The sequence below is a fragment of the Streptomyces sp. NPDC048002 genome, assembly GCF_040653275.1.
Taxonomy (GTDB): Bacteria; Actinomycetota; Actinomycetes; order Streptomycetales; family Streptomycetaceae; genus Streptomyces.
The window spans coordinates 110,160-127,219 of sequence record NZ_JBEZNL010000012.1 but is presented as its reverse complement, the minus strand read 5'-3'; the positions used below and the strand labels follow the sequence as shown (position 1 = coordinate 127,219).

Sequence of the window (17,060 nt, the reverse complement as noted above, 5' to 3'; positions counted from 1 at the left end):
CGACCGGTCGGACAATTGTCCGAACGATCGTGCTGACAGCGATCGTAACGCTCAGGGGTAAACGTCCGGCAATCCCCGTGCATACTCCCGGTCCGCGGTCCGGGCCTCGTTTTCCGGCCGCGACCAGCAGCGTACCTGCCCGATGCGTCCGGTTGACAGGGCGAAGTGGCCCAAAACGCATCCGGCGCAGGACTCACACCCGGTTCTCAGCCGGACTCACAGGGAGTCCACAGTGCGGGCCGTGCTCATCGCCGCCCGCTCCAGATCCTCGGCCGCCCTGTTGATGCGCCGCGCGGATTCCGCGACCTGCGCGCCGAGACGCTGCGCCTCCAGGAAGACACGCACCGCGAGCACACCGAGAACGATGAGACCCAGGAAACCCACAGCTACCGCGAACATCGGCCAGAACATGACGCCGAGCCTAGAGGGTCGAGTGCAGCCGCAGCGTACGGACCCCGCCGCCGGTGAGCAGCTCCACGATCCGCTCCCCGGCCGGCTTGCGCACCGCCACCCCGCAGTCCGGGCAGGTGAACGAGTAGAAGGTGGTGCGGCTGGAGGCTCCGATGGCCAGCCGCAGCGCGCTCGCCGCCAGTTCGAACCGGCCCCGGCAGTCCGGGCAGCCCGCCCGGAACATCACGGGGACCACGCTTCTCATCCCGGCGAACGCCGACGCCACCGACACCCCGGTCAACACGGAATCCGTCAAGCCATCCACCCCTCGTCACAGCTCGTTCCCCCCACGAGGCACCCGGCGCCGGTGCGGGCCGCACGGGCCCACCGGCTCAAGCCCGGCCGCCGCCCACGGCGTCCTGCGCCTCGACCCCGTCGTACCCGGCCAGCGCCTCCCGGGCGGCCCGGCGGGCGCTCTCGGCCAGCTCCGACGGCGCGACGATCCGGCCGTCCCGGCCGAGCCGGAGGGCCAGCCGCCGCAGCGACGCCGGCTCCGGGGTGCGCAGAGTGATACGCAGACCGCCGTCCGGAAGCTCATCCGCACTGTCGTGCGGGTAGTACTCCGCGACCCAGCGCCCGCCCGGACCGACCTCGACGACCACCTCGGGATCCTCGGCCGCGGGCTGCACCAGCCCCTCCGAGAGATCCCGCAGCTCGATCTCCGGCGGCGCCGACGGCTCGTCGAGGATGCGGATCTCCGCGACCCGGTCGAGCCGGAAGGTGCGCCGGGCCTCGGAGCGGCGGCACCACGCCTCCACATAGGTGTGGCCCACGCTGACCAGGCGGATCGGGTCGATCTCCCGCTCGGTGACCTCGTCCCGGGCCGGCGAGTAGTAGCGGATCCACAGCCGCCGGCGCTCGGAGATCGCCCGGTCCACGTCGGCGAAGACACCGCCCTCGGACTCGAACGTCACCGACAGCCGGGAGCTGGCCCCGGCCGCCTCACCGGCCGCCGTCTCCACCTTGGCCGTGGCCCGCAGCAGGGCCTGCCGGTCGCCCTCGCGCAGCCCCGGCAGCGTGGCCACCGCGCGCGCGGCCACCAGCAGGGCCGTCGCCTCGTCGGAGGCGAGCCGCAGCGGCTCGGCCACGTCGTCCGGGTTGTGCCACCAGATGCGCTCGCCGTCGGTGTCGATGTCCAGCAGATCACCGCCGCGGAAGCTGGTACCGCACATGGGCAGCACGTCGAGGTCCGAGACCAGCTCGTCCTCGGTGATGCCGAAGGCGCGCGCCACGTCCTCGACCCGGGCACCGGGACGCTCCCGCAGATAGGTCACGAGCGAGAGCATCCGCCGGGTCTGGTCGATGGCGTTCACGGGCCTGACCGGTTTGCCTGCCACAGTCCTCTTCCGCTCCCCCTCAGCCCTTGGCCACGGCACGCAGCCGGTCCATCACATCGGCCCGCAGCTCGGCGGGCTCCAGCACGACCACGTCCGGGCCGAACTCCACCAGCCAGGCGTCCAGACCGTGCCCGTACGGAATCTCCAACTCGTCCCAGCCGTCACCGAGTTCCCGAACCCCGGTGGCCTTCGCCCGCAAGGGGTACCCGGCACCGGAACGCAGCCGGATCAGCGCCGAACGGTCGGCGGTCTCCCCCGCCCAGCTCGCGACGGTCTCCCGCACCGTGACGACGTCCGGCACCGGCACGGTGAACCGGCCCCCGCGCGAGCGGACCTTGCCGGTGATCCGGGAGAGCCGGAAGACCCGCTCGGCACCCCGGTCCCGGTCCCAGCCCGCCAGGTACCAGTGACCGCGCCAGCACTCCAGCGCCCACGGCTCCACGGTGCGGGGCTCGGGACGGGCCGCGGTCGCCTTGCGGTAGTCGAAGACGACCGGGCGGCGGTCCCGGCAGGCCAGCATCAGCGGCTCGAAGGCCGCCTCGTGCACGGGGATCCTCGGCTCCAGCGCGCCATGCGCCCCGTAGGGGTCGACGTCCTCCGGCAGACCGGCCGCCCGCAGCTTCTGCAGGGCGCCGCTGGCCGCGCCGGCCAGCCGGGCCTGCTGCCACACCTTGGCGGCCAGGCCCAGGGCGGCGGCCTCCTCGGCGTCGAGGGTGATGGGCGGCAGCCGGTTGCTGTCACGGCTCGCGAGATAGCCGATCTCGCCGTCCAGGCTCTCCACGGTCTCGATGACCAGCCCCAGCTCCCGCAGATCGTCCTTGTCCCGCTCGAACATGCGGTTGAAGGAGTCGTCCGAGCCGGCCTCCATGTAGGCCTCGATGGACTCACGCAGCTCACGCTTGCTGAGCGGCCGACGCGTCCCGAGCAGACACAGCGCCAGATTCATGAGCCGCTCGGCCTTGGCAATGGCCATCGACGCCCTTCGCCTCCCTATGGTGCTTACGATCGACGACCGTACCGCCCCCGGGTGGCGCGGCAAAAGCCGAGGGCCCATGCCCGGACAGGCATGGGCCCCAGACAGTCGGGTCCGGTCGTACGACGATCAGACTGCGAGCGACCGGACCTCAGGTGATCAGACGCCGAGGAGGTCGACCACGAAGATCAGGGTCTCACCCGGCTGGATCGCCGGAGTGGGGCTCTGGTTGCCGTAGGCGAGGTGCGCCGGAATGGTCAGCCGACGACGGCCGCCGACCTTCATCCCCTGCACACCCTGGTCCCAGCCCTTGATGACGCGGCCGCCACCGAGCGGGAAACGGAACGGCGTACCGCGGTTCCAGCTGGCGTCGAACTCCTCGCCGGTGCTGAAAGCGACACCGACGTAGTGCACGGTCACCGTCTGGCCGGCCTTGGCCTCCTCGCCGTCGCCCTCCCAGATGTCCTTGATCTCAAGGTCCGCCGGCGGCTCGCCCTCGGGGAAGTCGATCTCGGGCTTGTCCATGCTCACGTGTTCAGCTCCATGCTTGTTGTGGAAAGAGGCCTGCGCACAGGCAACGATCACAGTCTTACATCCCCCGAGGGGTCACATCTTCGCCAGAATGTCCACCGAGAACACCAGCGTGGAGTCCTTCTTGATGTCACTGCCCTGCGGCGGGTTGTCGCCGTAACCGAGGTCCGGCGGGATGACGATCAGGACCCGGCTGCCGACCTTCTTGCCCGTCAGACCCTGCGCCCAGCCCTTGACGACCTGCTGGAGCGAGAACGAGGCGAGCTGCTTGTTGGCGTAGGTCGAGTCGAACTCCTTGCCGCCGTCCCACAGCACACCCTTGTACTGCACCAGCACGCTGTCCTCGGCGCCGACCTCCTCGCCGTCACCCTCCAGGACGTAGTTCGCCACCAGCTTGGTCGGCGCGTCGGCGTCCGGCACCTCGATCGAGGGCGCCTTGCCGTCGGTGTTCGTACCGACCTTCGGCAGATCGATGCTGTCCTGCGCGACCTCGGTGCCCTTGGCGGAGCTCTTCGCGTTGAACGTCCCCTGCACATCCACCACGAACACCAGCGTGTCGGTGCCCTTGATACCCGCCTGGCTGTTGCCCTCGGTGCCGTAGCCCCAGGTCGGCGGCACCGCCATCTCGACCCGGCTGCCGACCTTCTTGCCCGGCAGGGCATAACGCCAGCCGTCGATGATGCTGCCCTGCGCGAGCTGGATGACCAGCGGCGTCTTACGGTCGTAGGAGTTGTCGAAGACCTTCGCCGTGGCCCAGATCTGCCCCAGGTAGTGCGCCTGGATGTAGTCGTTCTCCGCGATCGTCTGGCCGTTGCCCGCGATCACCGTCTTCACCGCCAGATCCTCGGACGGCTCGCCGCTGCCCTTGGCGACGGTCGGCTTCTCGCCGAACTTCGTCCCCGCGGTGATCGCCGGCAGCGGACCGTCCACGATCTTGGGCGACGGCGCGGCCGACGTCTGGTCCGCCGAGGGCGACGCGCTGTCGCTGGCCTCGCCGGAGTCGGCGTCGTCGTCGCCGCACGCGGCGAGCGTGGCCAGTCCGGCGGGTACGGCAATGAGAAGTGAGCGTCGGCGCACGGTGGGGGCCTCGTAATCGGTCGATCTTGTGAAGGGCGTGCGCGCAACTCTACGGCGTGAGAAGGGCGCCGTACGTGAAACGTACGGCGCCCGTGTTGCGTTCCGGCACTGAGGCCGCAACCCTCGGCTCACATACCGGCGATCAGCTTCTCCACCCGGTCGTCCACCGAACGGAACGGGTCCTTGCACAACACCGTGCGCTGCGCCTGGTCATTGAGCTTCAGATGCACCCAGTCGACCGTGAAGTCCCGGCGCTGCTCCTGGGCCCTGCGGATGAAGTCACCGCGCAACCGGGCCCGAGTCGTCTGCGGCGGCACCGACTTGCCCTCGAAGATCTTCAAGTCGTTGCAGATACGGGCCGCTTGCCCCTTCCGCTCCAACAGGTAGTACAGACCCCGACGACGGTGGATGTCGTGGTAGGCGAGGTCTATCTGCGCGACCCGCGGATGCGACATCGTCATGTTGTGCTTGGCACGGTAGCGCTCGATCAGCTTGTACTTCATGACCCAGTCGATCTCGGTACCGATCCGGTCGAGATCCTCCGACTCGATCGAGTCCAGCGTGCGGCCCCACAGCTCCAGCACCTGCTCCACGGTGCCCGTCCGGATACCCCGGCGCTCACAGAAGTCCACGGCCTTCTCGTAGTACTCCCGCTGCACCTCCAGCGCCGACGCCTCCCGGCCGCTGGCCAGCCGCACCTTGCGCCGGCCCGTGATGTCGTGACTGACCTCACGGATCGCCCGGATCGGGTTCTCCAGCGTCAGGTCCCGCATCACCGTGCCCGCCTCGATCATGCGCAGCACCAGGTCGGTCGCGCCGACCTTCAGCAGCATGGTCGTCTCCGACATGTTGGAGTCGCCCACGATGACATGCAGCCGGCGGTACCGCTCCGCGTCCGCGTGCGGCTCGTCCCGCGTGTTGATGATGGGCCGGGAACGCGTCGTCGCCGAGGAGACGCCCTCCCAGATGTGCTCCGCCCGCTGGCTCACGCAGTACACCGCACCGCGCGGGGTCTGGAGCACCTTCCCCGCACCGCACAGCAACTGGCGGGTCACCAGGAACGGAATCAGAATGTCGGCGAGCCGGGAGAACTCCCCGTGCCGCGCCACCAGATAGTTCTCGTGGCAACCGTAGGAGTTGCCCGCCGAGTCGGTGTTGTTCTTGAAGAGGTAGACGTCGCCCGCGATTCCTTCCTCGTGCAGGCGTCGTTCGGCGTCCACCAGTAGCCCTTCCAGAATGCGTTCGCCTGCCTTGTCGTGCGTGACCAGCTCGGTCACGTTGTCACATTCGGGTGTGGCGTATTCCGGATGTGACCCCACGTCGAGATACAGGCGGGCGCCGTTCCGCAGAAAGACATTGCTGCTGCGGCCCCATGACACGACACGGCGGAAGAGGTACCGCGCCACCTCGTCAGGCGACAGACGGCGCTGTCCCCTGAACGTGCACGTGACGCCGTACTCGTTCTCCAGCCCGAAAATGCGGCGGTCCATGACTGAACATTACGCCCGATCCCCTGCGCTGAAACGGGGTTCGACGGCACGGTTTGGATCATTTTCCGATGAAGCCGCAACGACCGCTCCCTGCCCGGACGCTGCGAGGACCCGTCCGGTGGCCAGCAGGACCAGCAACGACACGGCTCCCGCGGCCCCCGGAACGGCGAAGCCCCACAAGGCCCCACCGGCCTCGACCACCGGCCCGGCGAGCCCCGTTCCCACCGACGCGCCGACGGTGAACGTCGTCACAAGCCAGGAGAAAGCCTCGGTGACCGTCCCCCGCGGCGCGTGCCGGTCCACGAGCACGAACGCACAAGCGATACAAGGGGCCAGGAACACACCCGCCAGCGCCGTCAGCAGCACCATCCCCACCACGCCCGGCATCAGCATCAGCGGCAGGTAACACACCGCCAGCAGAGCCACCAGCACGGTCAGTCGCCGCCCCGGCTCCCCCGCCCACTGCCGCGCCCCGTACACCGTCCCGCCGACCAGCGCCCCCAGCCCCAGAGCCGCCATCAGCCAGCCGTACACCGCGTCACCACCGTGCTCGTCCGCGTACGGCACCGACGCCACCGTGATCGAACCCAGCGCCATCCCCACGAACAGGAACGCCCCCAGCAACGCCAGCAGCCCCGGCGAACGCAGCGCCCCCAGCCAGTGCGCCTCACGCGGCACCGACCGCCACGCGCGCGAGGGCGCCGACACCACCACGGACAGCGCGCCGAGGACACCGATCACGTTCAGCACCAGCAGCGCCGCCTGCGCCGACCACACCGCCGTGCACAACGTCACCAGCAGCGGCCCGACCGTGAACATCACCTCCTGCGCCACGGCGTCCATCGCGTACGCCGTGTGCACCTGCCCCTCCTTGGACAGCACCGAGGGCCACAACGCCCGCAGACCGCCCTCCAGCGGCGGCGTGAACAGCCCGGCCACCACGACCGCCGCATACGCGAGCGGCAGCACGCCGATCCCCGCGAAGGCGAACACGCCCATACCGAGCGCCGACACCACGGCGGCCGGCAACTGCACCCGCGGCTGCCCGCGCAGATCCACCAGCCGGCCGAGCAGCGGCTGCCCCACCGCGTTCGCCACGCCGTAGACCGCCGCCAGCGCCCCCGCCAGGCTGTACGTACCGCCCTCCGCGCGCACGAACAGCACGATCGCGATGGCCGCCGTCGCGTTCGGCAACCGCCCCACCAGCGTGCCGACCAGCAGTCGGGTGGCATGCCTCGCCCTGAGAATCTCCAGGTAGCCCGTGGCCATCTGCGCCCACTCCTTGCCGTGACCCGCACGTTGTACGTATAACCCCTGAGGTCATACGTACCATGTGCGCTGTTCACGCGTCCAGACGAAAGCGCAGGCAACACCGTGCCACGAGGCAGCACCCGACCCACCAGCCGGGACGTCGCCCAGGCCGCGGGCGTCTCCCAGGCCGCCGTCTCCCTCGTCCTCGGCGACAAATGGCGCGGACGCGTCTCCGAGACCACCGCAGCCCGCGTACGCGAAGCCGCCCGCGACCTCGGCTACCGCCCCAACCTCGCCGCCCGCAACCTCCGCCTCGGCCACACCCGCACCGTCCTCCTCGTCGTCCCCGCCCTCACCACCGAATTCTTCGCCGGCGTCTACACCGGCGCCGCCCGCGTCGCCGCCGCCCACGGCTTCGGCGTCGTCCTCTACCCCTCCCCCGAAGGCATCGGCCCCGCCCGCGACCCCTTCGCCTCCGCCCAGGCCGCCCTCGACGGCGTCATCGCCTCCTCCATGGCCGCCGACGCCCTCACCGCCATCCGCGGCGACCAGCTCCCCCTCGTCATGCTCGACAGCGACCCCGCAGGCAGCCACGGCGCCGCCACCGTCAACCTCGACATCCCCGACGCCGTCCGCCAGATCACCGACCACCTGCTCGGCCTCGGCCACCGCCGCTACCTCCACCTCGCCGCCGACGTCCCCTCCTGGACCTTCGAAGTCCGCGCCGCCGAACTCCGCACCCGCCTCGCCGCCGCCCCCGGCACCACCCTCACCACCGCACACGCCCCGATCTCCATCGAAGCCGCCCAGCACGCCGCCGAAGCCGCCCTCGCCGCCCCCGGCCCCCGCCCCACCGCCCTCGTCTGCGACGACGACAAACTCGCCGCCGGCGCCTACAAAGCCGCCCGCCGCCTCGGCCTCCGCGTCCCCGAGGACCTCTCCGTCACCGGCCTCGACGACCTCGCCCTCGCCACCGCCATCGACCCCGAACTCACCACCGTCCGCCTCGACGCCGAACTCTTCGGCGAACGCGGCATGCAAACCCTCCTGGCCGTCCTCGACGGCCGCACACCGGACTCGGGAGACATCCCCGTCCAACTCGTCGTACGCGGCTCCACAGCACCCCCCAGCACCCCCTGAACCACCCCCGCAAACGCCCTGCGCCCCGGCCAGAACAACGGCCGGGGCGCAGCGGGATCGAACGAAACGGGACTACTGCCTGCCTACTCCTCGTCGGCGTCCTCGGCACCGTCGGCCTCCGCCGCCCCGCCCTCGGACTCCAGCAACCGACCCAACTGCGGACCCACGATCCGCCGGAACTTCCGCTGCTGCGGCCGCGTACGGTCCAGCACCGCCACCTCCAGCCGCTCCGCCGGAATCTCCCGCTGCTGACCGTTCGACTCACGCGACAACGCCTGAACCGCCAGCTTCAACGCGGCCGACAGCGACATACCGTCCTCGTGCCGCTGATCCAGATAGCTGCTGATCAGCTCGGCGTTACCACCCACCGCCACCGAACCGTGCTCGTCCACGATCGAACCGTCGTGCGGCAACCGATAGATCTGGTCACCCTCCGGCGTCTCCCCGACCTCCGCCACGACCAGCTCCACCTCGTACGGCTTCTCGGCCGCACTGGAGAAGATCGTGCCCAGCGTCTGGGCGTAGACGTTCGCGAGACCACGCGCGGTCACGTCGTCACGGTCATAGGTGTAACCCCGCAGATCCGCGTACCGCACACCACCGATCCGCAGATTCTCGTACTCGTTGTACTTACCGGCGGCCGCGAAACCGATCCGGTCATAGATCTCGCTGAACTTGTGCAGCGCACGGGACGGATTCTCACCGACGAAGACAATGCCGTCGGCGTACTGCAGCACGACCAGACTGCGGCCACGGGCGATGCCCTTGCGGGCGTACTCCGCCCGGTCGGCCATCGCCTGCTGGGGGGAGACATAGAACGGCGTCGACACCGGTTATCCGTCCCTTTCTGTGGAAGTCACTGGATCACCTTGCAAGAACCGCGCACGCCGACTACAGCAGCGCGGCCCGCGGGCCGTCCGGCTGCTCCAGACGGCGCTCCAGGATCGAGCGGGCGATCGCGGAGGACTCCTCGTCGGTGAGCCGACGGAAGCCGTCCTCGGTGATCACGGTGACGATCGGGTAGATCCGGCGGGCGACATCGGGACCACCGGTCGCCGAGTCGTCGTCAGCCGCGTCGTACAGGGCCTGCACCACCAGGGTCGTGGCGTCGGCCTCACTCAGGTCGGTCCGGAAGAGCTTCTTCATCGCACCGCGCGCGAAGATCGAGCCGGAGCCGGTGGCGGCGTAGCCCTGCTCCTCGGAACGGCCGCCGGTGACGTCGTAGGAGAAGATGCGGCCCTTGCCGCGGTCCACGTCGTACCCCGCGAAGAGCGGCACGACCGCCAGACCCTGCATCGCCATGCCCAGATTCGACCGGATCATGGTCGACAGCCGGTTCGCCTTGCCCTCCAGCGACAGCTGGGCACCCTCGACCTTCTCGAAGTGCTCTAGCTCCAGCTGGAACAGCTTCACCATCTCCACGGCCAGACCCGCCGTGCCGGCGATGCCGACGGCCGAGTACTCGTCCGCGGGGAAGACCTTCTCGATGTCCCGCTGCGCGATGACGTTGCCCATTGTCGCCCGGCGGTCACCGGCGAGCACGACGCCCCCGGGGAAGGTCACGGCGACGATCGTGGTGCCGTGCGGCGCCTCGATCACGCCCTGGACGGGCGGCAGTTGACGCTTGCCGGGCAGCAGCTCGGGCTGGTGCTCGGAGAGAAAGTCCATGAACGAGGACGACCCAGGCGTCAGGAAGGCAGCTGGTAGACGCCCGGTGCTACGAGTGTTGGCTTCCACGAGGATCCTTCCAGGTAGGCGGCAGCCCGACGAACTGCGTCGGGATCGTCTCCCAACTTGCCGATGGCCGAATTGCAGTTGAAGCACAGTACGCCACGGACCCTACCCGTCTTGTGGCAATGATCCACATGAACGGCAGGAGCCTTCAAACAGATCACGCAGAGCCCCATCTGGGAGGCGACCATCTCGTCGCGTTGGGCCTCGGTGAGGCCGTACTCGCGAAGCAAGTGGTGGGCACGCCCTTCAACCGCCCGACATGCCTTGCACCGCGTCGACAGACCGTCGGACGCTCGCGCATTACGATGCCACTCGCTCCACGGTTTGACCTCACCGCACTTCAGGCAGAGCTTATGCCCCTCAGGGACATGCACCTGGGGGCGGACCTTGCGGCCCAGCTTCCGCTGACGCGCCCTGTGATAGTCCGATGCACAGTCCCGACAGTGATGCTGAAGGCCGTCGAGATTCGACCGCTTCTTGGCGAAGGCTGCGTACGGCTTACTCTCGCCGCACCGCACGCAGCGCTTCACCGGGCCTTCGATACCCAAACCCAGACCCCCCTGAGCCTTGAATTCGAAGGTTACTCGCCGCCTTTCTGAACGAATGATCGAACGAAGTCCTCGGCGTTCTCCTCCAAGACATCGTCGATCTCGTCCAGAACCGAGTCGACGTCGTCGCTCAGCTTTTCGTGGCGCTCCTTGAGGTCCTCGGAACCTTGCGCTTCCGCGGTCTGCTCCTCGACCTCCTCGGTCGAGCGCGTGGCCTTCTGCTGTCCGCCGCCGGTGTCCTTGGTTGCCATAACCCTCACCCCGCTCAGTTCGCCCGACATGGTCGCCAGGTCGACATTTCTGCCGATCGGTGATGATCAGACCCTACAAGCCCGGTCTGACATCGGCCCCGCACTTTCCTCAACGTGCTGGGGCCATCTCGATGATTCCCGGACCGGCGGTCTCCCACCCGTCCGGGCTCGGACCCCGAGGGGTCGGGTCAATTGCCGGAAAGCACCTTGACCAGGTCTTCCGCGGTCCTGCAGCGGTCCAGGAGCTCCTTGACGTGATTACGCGTTCCGCGAAGCGGTTCCAGGGTTGGGACCCGCTGGAGGGAGTCCCGGCCCGGGAGATCGAAGATCACCGAGTCCCAGGAGGCGGCCGCGACGTCGTCGGCGTACTGCTCCAGGCAGCGGCCGCGGAAGTACGCGCGGGTGTCCTCCGGGGGCTTGGTGCGGGCCCTGTCGACCTCGGACTCGTCCAGGAGCCGCTTGATCCGGCCGCGGGCCGCGAGACGGTTGTAGAGGCCCTTCTCGGCCCGTACGTCGGCGTACTGGAGGTCGACGAGGTGCAGTCGCGCGGCGTCCCAGTCGAGGTCGTCCCGGCGCCGGTAGCCCTCCATGAGTTCGCGCTTGGCGACCCAGTCCAGCTCGCCGGCGAGGCTCATGGGGTCGTTCTCCAGGCGGTTGAGGGTGTCCTCCCACCGGGCCAGGACGTCCTTGGTCTGGTCGTCGGCGTCGGCGCCGAACCGCTCCTCGACGTACTTGCGGGAGAGTTCGTAGTACTCCATCTGGAGCTGGACGGCTGTGAGTGTCCGGCCGCTGCGGAGCGTGACGAGGCGCTTGAGGGTCGGGTCGTGGGAGACCTGGTGGAGGGTGCGGACTGGCTGGTCCACGGCGAGGTCGACGGCGATGAAGCCGTCCTCGATCATGGAGAGGACCAGGGCCGTGGTGCCGAGCTTGAGGTAGGTGGAGATCTCGGAGAGGTTGGCGTCGCCGATGATCACGTGGAGGCGGCGGTACTTCTCGGCGTCGGCGTGCGGTTCGTCGCGGGTGTTGATGATGGGGCGCTTGAGGGTGGTCTCCAGGCCGACCTCGACCTCGAAGTAGTCGGCGCGCTGGCTGAGCTGGAATCCGTGCTCGTGGCCGTCCTGGCCGATGCCGACGCGGCCGGCTCCGGCGAAGACCTGGCGGGAGACGAAGAACGGCGTCAGGTGGCGCACGATGTCCGAGAAGGGGGTCTCCCGCTTCATCAGGTAGTTCTCGTGCGTGCCGTAGGAGGCGCCCTTGTTGTCGGTGTTGTTCTTGTAGAGGTGGATGGGCTGGGCTCCGGGGAGCTGCGCGGCCCGTTCGGCGGCTTCGGCCATGATGCGTTCGCCGGCCTTGTCCCAGAGGACGGCGTCGCGGGGGTTGGTGACCTCGGGGGCGCTGTATTCGGGGTGGGCGTGGTCGACGTAGAGTCGCGCGCCGTTGGTGAGGATGACGTTGGCGAGGCCGATGTCCTCGTCGGTGAGCTGGGTGGAGTCGGCGGCTTCGCGGGCGAGGTCGAAGCCTCGTGCGTCGCGCAGCGGGTTCTCCTCCTCGAAGTCCCAGCGGGCCCGGCGGGCCCGGTGCATCGCCGCCGCGTAGGCGTTGACGATCTGGGATGAGGTGAGCATGGCATTGGCGTTGGGGTGACCGGGGACGGAGATCCCGTACTCCGTCTCGATGCCCATTACTCGCCGTACGGTCATGCGGCCCTCCTTGCCCGGCGGCGTCCTCGGTCGGGGACGCTGCTCAAGTACCGCTGGCGCTCCGGTGCGTGTGCGGTGCCCGTCCCCGCACTGCGCGACTCGGCGGTACCGAAGAGCCTAGAACGCCTTTGCGCTGGTGGGGAGATCATTTGCGTCTTTGCCTTGCTCCGGCCTTGTTCCGGCCGTGGCCGGTGTTGGCCGGAAAACAGTCGGCTGCGGGTACCCGGTGAGGGCACCCGCAGCCGCCCCGCTCTCTTACAGGTACTGACCGGTGTTGGCCACCGTGTCGATGGAGCGTCCGGTGTCCGCGCCCTGCTTTCCGGTGATCAGGGTGCGGATGTAAACGATCCGCTCGCCCTTCTTTCCGGAGATCCGGGCCCAGTCGTCGGGGTTGGTGGTGTTGGGCAGGTCCTCGTTCTCCTTGAACTCGTCCACGCAGGCCTGGAGGAGGTGGGAGACGCGGAGGCCCTTCTGGTGGTGCTCCAGGAAGTCCTTGATCGCCATCTTCTTGGCGCGCCCGACGATGTTCTCGATCATGGCGCCGGAGTTGAAGTCCTTGAAGTAGAGGACTTCCTTGTCTCCGTTGGCGTAGGTGACTTCCAGGAAGCGGTTCTCCTCGGATTCGGCGTACATCTGTTCCACGGCGGTCTGGATCATGCCCTGGACCGTGGAGCCCTTGTCGCCGCCGTGCTCACCGACGTCCTCGGGGTGGAGCGGGAGGCGTTCGGTGAGGTACTTGCCGAAGATGTCCTTGGCGGCCTCGGCGTCGGGACGTTCGATCTTGATCTTCACGTCCAGGCGGCCGGGGCGCAGGATGGCGGGGTCGATCATGTCCTCGCGGTTGGAGGCGCCGATGACGACCACGTTCTGGAGGCCTTCGACACCGTCGATCTCGGCGAGCAGCTGGGGGACGATGGTGTTCTCCACGTCCGAGCTGACACCGGAGCCGCGGGTGCGGAAGAGGGATTCCATCTCGTCGAAGAAGACGATGACGGGGGTGCCCTCGGAGGCCTTCTCGCGTGCACGCTGGAAGACGAGGCGGATCTGCCGCTCGGTCTCGCCGACGTACTTGTTGAGGAGTTCGGGGCCCTTGATGTTGAGGAAGAAGCTCTTGCCCTGGGCCTGGCCGGTGACTTCGGCGACCTTCTTGGCCAGCGAGTTGGCGACGGCCTTGGCGATGAGCGTCTTTCCGCATCCGGGGGGTCCGTAGAGCAGGACGCCCTTGGGGGGCCGGAGTTCGTGCTCCTTGAAGAGGTCCGGGTAGAGGTACGGGAGCTCGACGGCGTCGCGGATCATTTCGATCTGGCCGCCCAGACCGCCGATCTGCTCGTAGCCGATGTCCGGGACCTCTTCGAGGACGAGTTCCTCGACCTCGCTCTTGGGGACGATCTCGTAGACGTACCCGGAGCGGGGTTCGAGCAGGAGGGCGTCGCCGGGTCGGATGGTGACGTCCAGGAGCGGCTCGGCGAGCCGGACCACCCGTTCCTCGTCGGTGTGCCCCTGCACGAGGGCGCGCTCGCCGTCCTCGAGGATCTCCTTGAGGGTGACGATGTCGCCGACGCTCTCGTACTCCATGGCCTCGACCACGTTGAGAGCTTCGTTGAGCATGACTTCCTGGCCTCGGCGCAGGTCGTCGAGTTCGACGCTTGGGCTGACGTTCACCCGGAGTTTGCGTCCTCCGGTGAAGATGTCGGCGGTGCCGTCCTCGTTGGCCTGCAGGAAGACTCCGAAGCCGGCCGGCGGCTGTGCGAGCCGGTCGACTTCCTCCTTGAGGGCCACGATCTGGTCGCGGGCCTCACGGAGCGTGTTGGCGAGTCGCTCGTTCTGGGCGGACACTCCGGCCAGGTTGGTCTGCAGCTCGACGATCCGCTCTTCGAGAATCCTCGTGTGTCGCGGAGAGTCGGCGAGCTTACGTCGCAGGACGGCGATCTCCTGCTCAAGGTAGGCAATCTGTCCGGCGGGGTCTTCGGACCCTCGTCCCGGGCGGATGCCGCGGTTCATGTCGTCGTCGTGGGCTGCCACGGTCCTCACCTCCTCCAAGGGGAGCTGGACGCTTCCAGACCCTACCTGGGTGGGTGTCGATTGAAACCCCTAGATCACAAAGACTGTCAAGGTGTGTCGTCGGCCACACCCTGAGCCGTTCTCACGCGGTGTGGATACCCACTCAACGTCTGTCGGAAGCGGCCTGTTCCGGGCCGGACCGGTCAAACACCGTCGTGTGCGCGCGGAGTTGCGTCCCCGGTGTCCGGAACGTCCGGGCGGGGATGGATCTCCCGGGCGGCCGGAGATCGCCGTGCCGGGCGGGTGCGCGGCGGGCGGGGCGGGCGCGCGCGGGGGGTGCGGACGCCGGGGCGCTGGTGACGCTCGGTGTCCGTCCGGGCGGGACGGGTCACCGGTGTTCGCCGGTTCTCCCATGGGTCCGGCCCCCTTCTTCCGGTCGTGGGAGGTACCCACCCACACCTGGGTCGAGTCCGGGCGGAGGTAGGGTCGAGGCGTTCGACAGCCGTCGGTTCGGGCCCGTCTCCGAGGGGGTCCGGGTGGCCGGGCGGCGTGGCAGACGGCAGGAGAGATGGACGTGGAGCAGGAGGCCGGGGTCGGCGAGGCGCTGGAGGTCTGGATCGATCAGGATCTCTGTACCGGCGACGGCATCTGCGCCCAGTACGCGCCCGAGGTGTTCGAGCTGGACATCGACGGGCTGGCGTATGTGAAGAGCGGCGGGGACGAGCTGCTCACGGACAGGGGCGCCACGACGCCGGTGCCGCTGACGCTGCTGACCGATGTCGTGGACTCGGCCAAGGAGTGTCCCGGCGAGTGCATTCATGTGCGCAGGGTGGCGGACCGCGTCGAGGTGTACGGTCCCGACGCGGAGTGATGTTCCGGGCACGGGGTGTCGTCAGACGCTCTGTGCTCCGGCGGGTGCGGAGCGGACGAAGGTGCCGTTGTCCCAGCGCCAGGTGGCGCGGTCGGTGACGTCGGGGCAGCAACTGGGTATGTCGGACGTGGAGTAGCCGAGCAGGGTCGCTTCGACGGTGGCGTCGCGGACGGCGAACTCGCTGACGGTCTGGCGGCCCTTGGGGTCGACGAGGGTGGCCACGACGCGCGGGTGCCCGGTGTCGGTGCCGCGGGTGAGGACGTACACGCCGTCGGGCGGGGTGCCCATGGGGGCGTCGCAGTGGACGACGGCCACGGTTTCGGGGTGTCCGTCGCCGTCGAGGTCGCCGGTGGCCTTCTTGACCACGATGGCCTTGACGGGTCCGCAGTCGAGCGGGAAGTCGACGTCGTCGGGGTCGGGTGCGGTGACGGCGGTGTGGGCGGTTCCCGGTGCGGGTCCTGCCGCCTGGGCCGCGTTGGCGTGGTCGGGTTGCAGGACCGAGGAGAGCGCGACGACGCCGGCCAGGGCGGTGGCGGTCGCGACCCAGTGGATCGGACGGGTGTGCGTGTGTGCCAGTTCCGGGACGGCGGAGTGCTGCACTAGGAGTGTCTCCTGTGAGGGCTGTGCCGGTGGGGGTGCCAGGCATCGTGCCACACGTCACAGTCCGGGGGAACGGCGGGGTGCGAGGTTGGGTCGTACCGGGGCGGCGGGGGTGGTGTGCCGTCAGCAGAAGGGCGCCGCGGCCGAGTTCCCGGTGGTCCCGGGGAACTCGGCCGCGGCGCCTTCGCGTTGTGCGGGGGAGGTCAGCGGCCGGAGCCGCCGTCGGCGTTGGGGCCGGCGTAGTCCTCGCCGTAGGCGCCCTTGGCGGGGCGGCGGCGGCGCATGGGGGGCTCGACGCCGTCGGCGAGGCGGCGGGCGGTGAGGAGGAAGCCGGTGTGGCCGATCATCCGGTGGTCCGGGCGGACGGCGAGGCCCTCGATGTGCCAGTTGCGGATCATCGACTCCCAGGCGCTCGGCTCGTTGAAGCAGCCGATCTCGCGGATGGACTCGACGGTCCGGGCGAGCTGGGTGGTGGTGGCGACGTAGCAGCAGACGATGCCGCCGGGGACGAGGGCCTTGGAGACGGCCTCCAGGCATTCCCAGGGGGCGAGCATGTCGAGGATGACGCGGTCGACCTCGGTGTCGGACAGGTTGTCCTGGAGGTCGCCGACGGTGAGCTGCCAGGCGGGGTGGGGGCCGCCGAAGTAGCGCTCCACGTTCTGCCGGGCGATCTCGGCGAAGTCCTCGCGGCGCTCGTAGGAGTGCAGCATGCCCTGGTCGCCGATGGCGCGCAGCAGGAAGCTGCTGAGCGAGCCGGAGCCGACGCCGGCTTCGACGACGCGTGCGCCGGGGAAGATGTCGGCGAAGGCGAGGATCTGCCCCGCGTCCTTCGGGTAGACGACGGCTGCCCCGCGGGGCATGGACAGGACGTAGTCGGGGAGCAGGGGGCGCAGCGCGAGGTAGGCGACGTTCCCGGTGGTGCGGACAACGCTGCCCTCGGGAGCACCGATCAGTTCGTCGTGCGGGAAGGAACCCTTGTGGGTGTGGAAGTTCTTCCCGGCCTCGAGCGTGAACGTGTAGTGGCGGCCCTTGGGGTCGGTCAGCTGAACCTGGTCCCCGACCTTGAAGGGCCCGCGCCTGCGGGCGGCACCGGTCGGTTCGGACAT

At 69.0% G+C, this 17,060-nt stretch carries 18 protein-coding genes; 2 read left to right on the top strand and 16 right to left on the bottom strand.

The genetic code is table 11. From position 1 onward, the window contains the following. Window positions 1-216: 216 nt before the first annotated feature. The 8 genes from AB0E07_RS17865 to AB0E07_RS17830 form a co-directional block, all read right to left on the bottom strand. The gene (locus AB0E07_RS17865; protein ID WP_362252235.1) at window positions 217-411 is read right to left on the bottom strand and encodes a hypothetical protein; all 195 of its coding nucleotides are present in this window, start codon (window positions 409-411) and stop codon (window positions 217-219) included. Window positions 412-421: 10 nt separating this feature from the next. Continuing rightward, window positions 422-706, bottom strand: a complete 285-nt coding sequence (locus tag AB0E07_RS17860; protein ID WP_362252233.1) for a hypothetical protein — start codon at window positions 704-706, stop codon at window positions 422-424. 76 nt (window positions 707-782) lie between these two features. After that, window positions 783-1,787, bottom strand: a complete 1,005-nt coding sequence (locus AB0E07_RS17855) for a WYL domain-containing protein (protein ID WP_362252230.1) — start codon at window positions 1,785-1,787, stop codon at window positions 783-785. 19 nt (window positions 1,788-1,806) lie between these two features. Next, window positions 1,807-2,760, bottom strand: a complete 954-nt coding sequence (locus AB0E07_RS17850) for a WYL domain-containing protein (RefSeq protein ID WP_362252228.1) — start codon at window positions 2,758-2,760, stop codon at window positions 1,807-1,809. A gap of 159 nt (window positions 2,761-2,919) precedes the next feature. Continuing rightward, on the bottom strand, window positions 2,920-3,291 hold the full coding sequence (locus tag AB0E07_RS17845; protein ID WP_362252225.1) for an FKBP-type peptidyl-prolyl cis-trans isomerase: 372 nt from the start codon (window positions 3,289-3,291) through the stop codon (window positions 2,920-2,922). A 75-nt stretch (window positions 3,292-3,366) separates the two neighbouring features. Next, on the bottom strand, window positions 3,367-4,368 hold the full coding sequence (locus AB0E07_RS17840) for an FKBP-type peptidyl-prolyl cis-trans isomerase (protein ID WP_362252222.1): 1,002 nt from the start codon (window positions 4,366-4,368) through the stop codon (window positions 3,367-3,369). Between the two features lie 128 nt (window positions 4,369-4,496). Continuing rightward, the gene (pafA, locus tag AB0E07_RS17835; protein ID WP_015661655.1) at window positions 4,497-5,858 is read right to left on the bottom strand and encodes a Pup--protein ligase; all 1,362 of its coding nucleotides are present in this window, start codon (window positions 5,856-5,858) and stop codon (window positions 4,497-4,499) included. Between the two features lie 9 nt (window positions 5,859-5,867). Beyond that, window positions 5,868-7,127: an MFS transporter gene (locus tag AB0E07_RS17830; RefSeq protein ID WP_362252219.1), complete on the bottom strand. Its 1,260-nt coding sequence runs from the start codon at window positions 7,125-7,127 to the stop codon at window positions 5,868-5,870. Between the two features lie 105 nt (window positions 7,128-7,232). On the opposite strand from AB0E07_RS17830, the gene AB0E07_RS17825 reads away from it, so the two are divergent. Then, window positions 7,233-8,249 (top strand): LacI family DNA-binding transcriptional regulator, encoded by a 1,017-nt coding sequence (locus AB0E07_RS17825; RefSeq protein WP_362252216.1) that lies wholly within the window; start codon window positions 7,233-7,235, stop codon window positions 8,247-8,249. 83 nt (window positions 8,250-8,332) lie between these two features. Here AB0E07_RS17825 and prcA read toward each other — a convergent pair whose 3' ends face one another. From prcA to arc, 6 genes are all read right to left on the bottom strand, one after another. After that, entirely contained in the window at window positions 8,333-9,079 is a 747-nt protein-coding gene (prcA, locus tag AB0E07_RS17820) for a proteasome subunit alpha (RefSeq protein WP_362252213.1), read from the bottom strand. 61 nt (window positions 9,080-9,140) lie between these two features. Beyond that, window positions 9,141-9,986, bottom strand: a complete 846-nt coding sequence (prcB, locus tag AB0E07_RS17815) for a proteasome subunit beta (protein WP_362252210.1) — start codon at window positions 9,984-9,986, stop codon at window positions 9,141-9,143. Continuing rightward, on the bottom strand, window positions 9,938-10,513 hold the full coding sequence (locus AB0E07_RS17810; RefSeq protein ID WP_362252423.1) for an endonuclease VII domain-containing protein: 576 nt from the start codon (window positions 10,511-10,513) through the stop codon (window positions 9,938-9,940). The genes prcB and AB0E07_RS17810 overlap by 49 nt, the downstream gene beginning before the upstream one ends. A 50-nt stretch (window positions 10,514-10,563) precedes the next feature. Next, window positions 10,564-10,782, bottom strand: a complete 219-nt coding sequence (locus tag AB0E07_RS17805; RefSeq protein ID WP_189711133.1) for a ubiquitin-like protein Pup — start codon at window positions 10,780-10,782, stop codon at window positions 10,564-10,566. A gap of 188 nt (window positions 10,783-10,970) precedes the next feature. After that, the gene (gene dop / locus AB0E07_RS17800; RefSeq protein ID WP_362252205.1) at window positions 10,971-12,482 is read right to left on the bottom strand and encodes a depupylase/deamidase Dop; all 1,512 of its coding nucleotides are present in this window, start codon (window positions 12,480-12,482) and stop codon (window positions 10,971-10,973) included. Between the two features lie 255 nt (window positions 12,483-12,737). After that, on the bottom strand, window positions 12,738-14,504 hold the full coding sequence (arc, locus tag AB0E07_RS17795; RefSeq protein WP_362252202.1) for a proteasome ATPase: 1,767 nt from the start codon (window positions 14,502-14,504) through the stop codon (window positions 12,738-12,740). 547 nt (window positions 14,505-15,051) lie between these two features. Here arc and AB0E07_RS17790 point away from each other — a divergent pair. Continuing rightward, window positions 15,052-15,354 carry a ferredoxin gene (locus tag AB0E07_RS17790; protein ID WP_362252199.1) on the top strand — a complete coding sequence of 101 codons (303 nt, stop codon included), beginning with the start codon at window positions 15,052-15,054 and terminating at the stop codon, window positions 15,352-15,354. A gap of 21 nt (window positions 15,355-15,375) precedes the next feature. Here the strand turns inward: AB0E07_RS17790 and AB0E07_RS17785 are convergent, their stop codons facing one another. Further along, window positions 15,376-15,954, bottom strand: a complete 579-nt coding sequence (locus tag AB0E07_RS17785; RefSeq protein ID WP_362252196.1) for a hypothetical protein — start codon at window positions 15,952-15,954, stop codon at window positions 15,376-15,378. A gap of 203 nt (window positions 15,955-16,157) precedes the next feature. Then, entirely contained in the window at window positions 16,158-17,060 is a 903-nt protein-coding gene (locus AB0E07_RS17780; RefSeq protein ID WP_362252194.1) for a tRNA (adenine-N1)-methyltransferase, read from the bottom strand.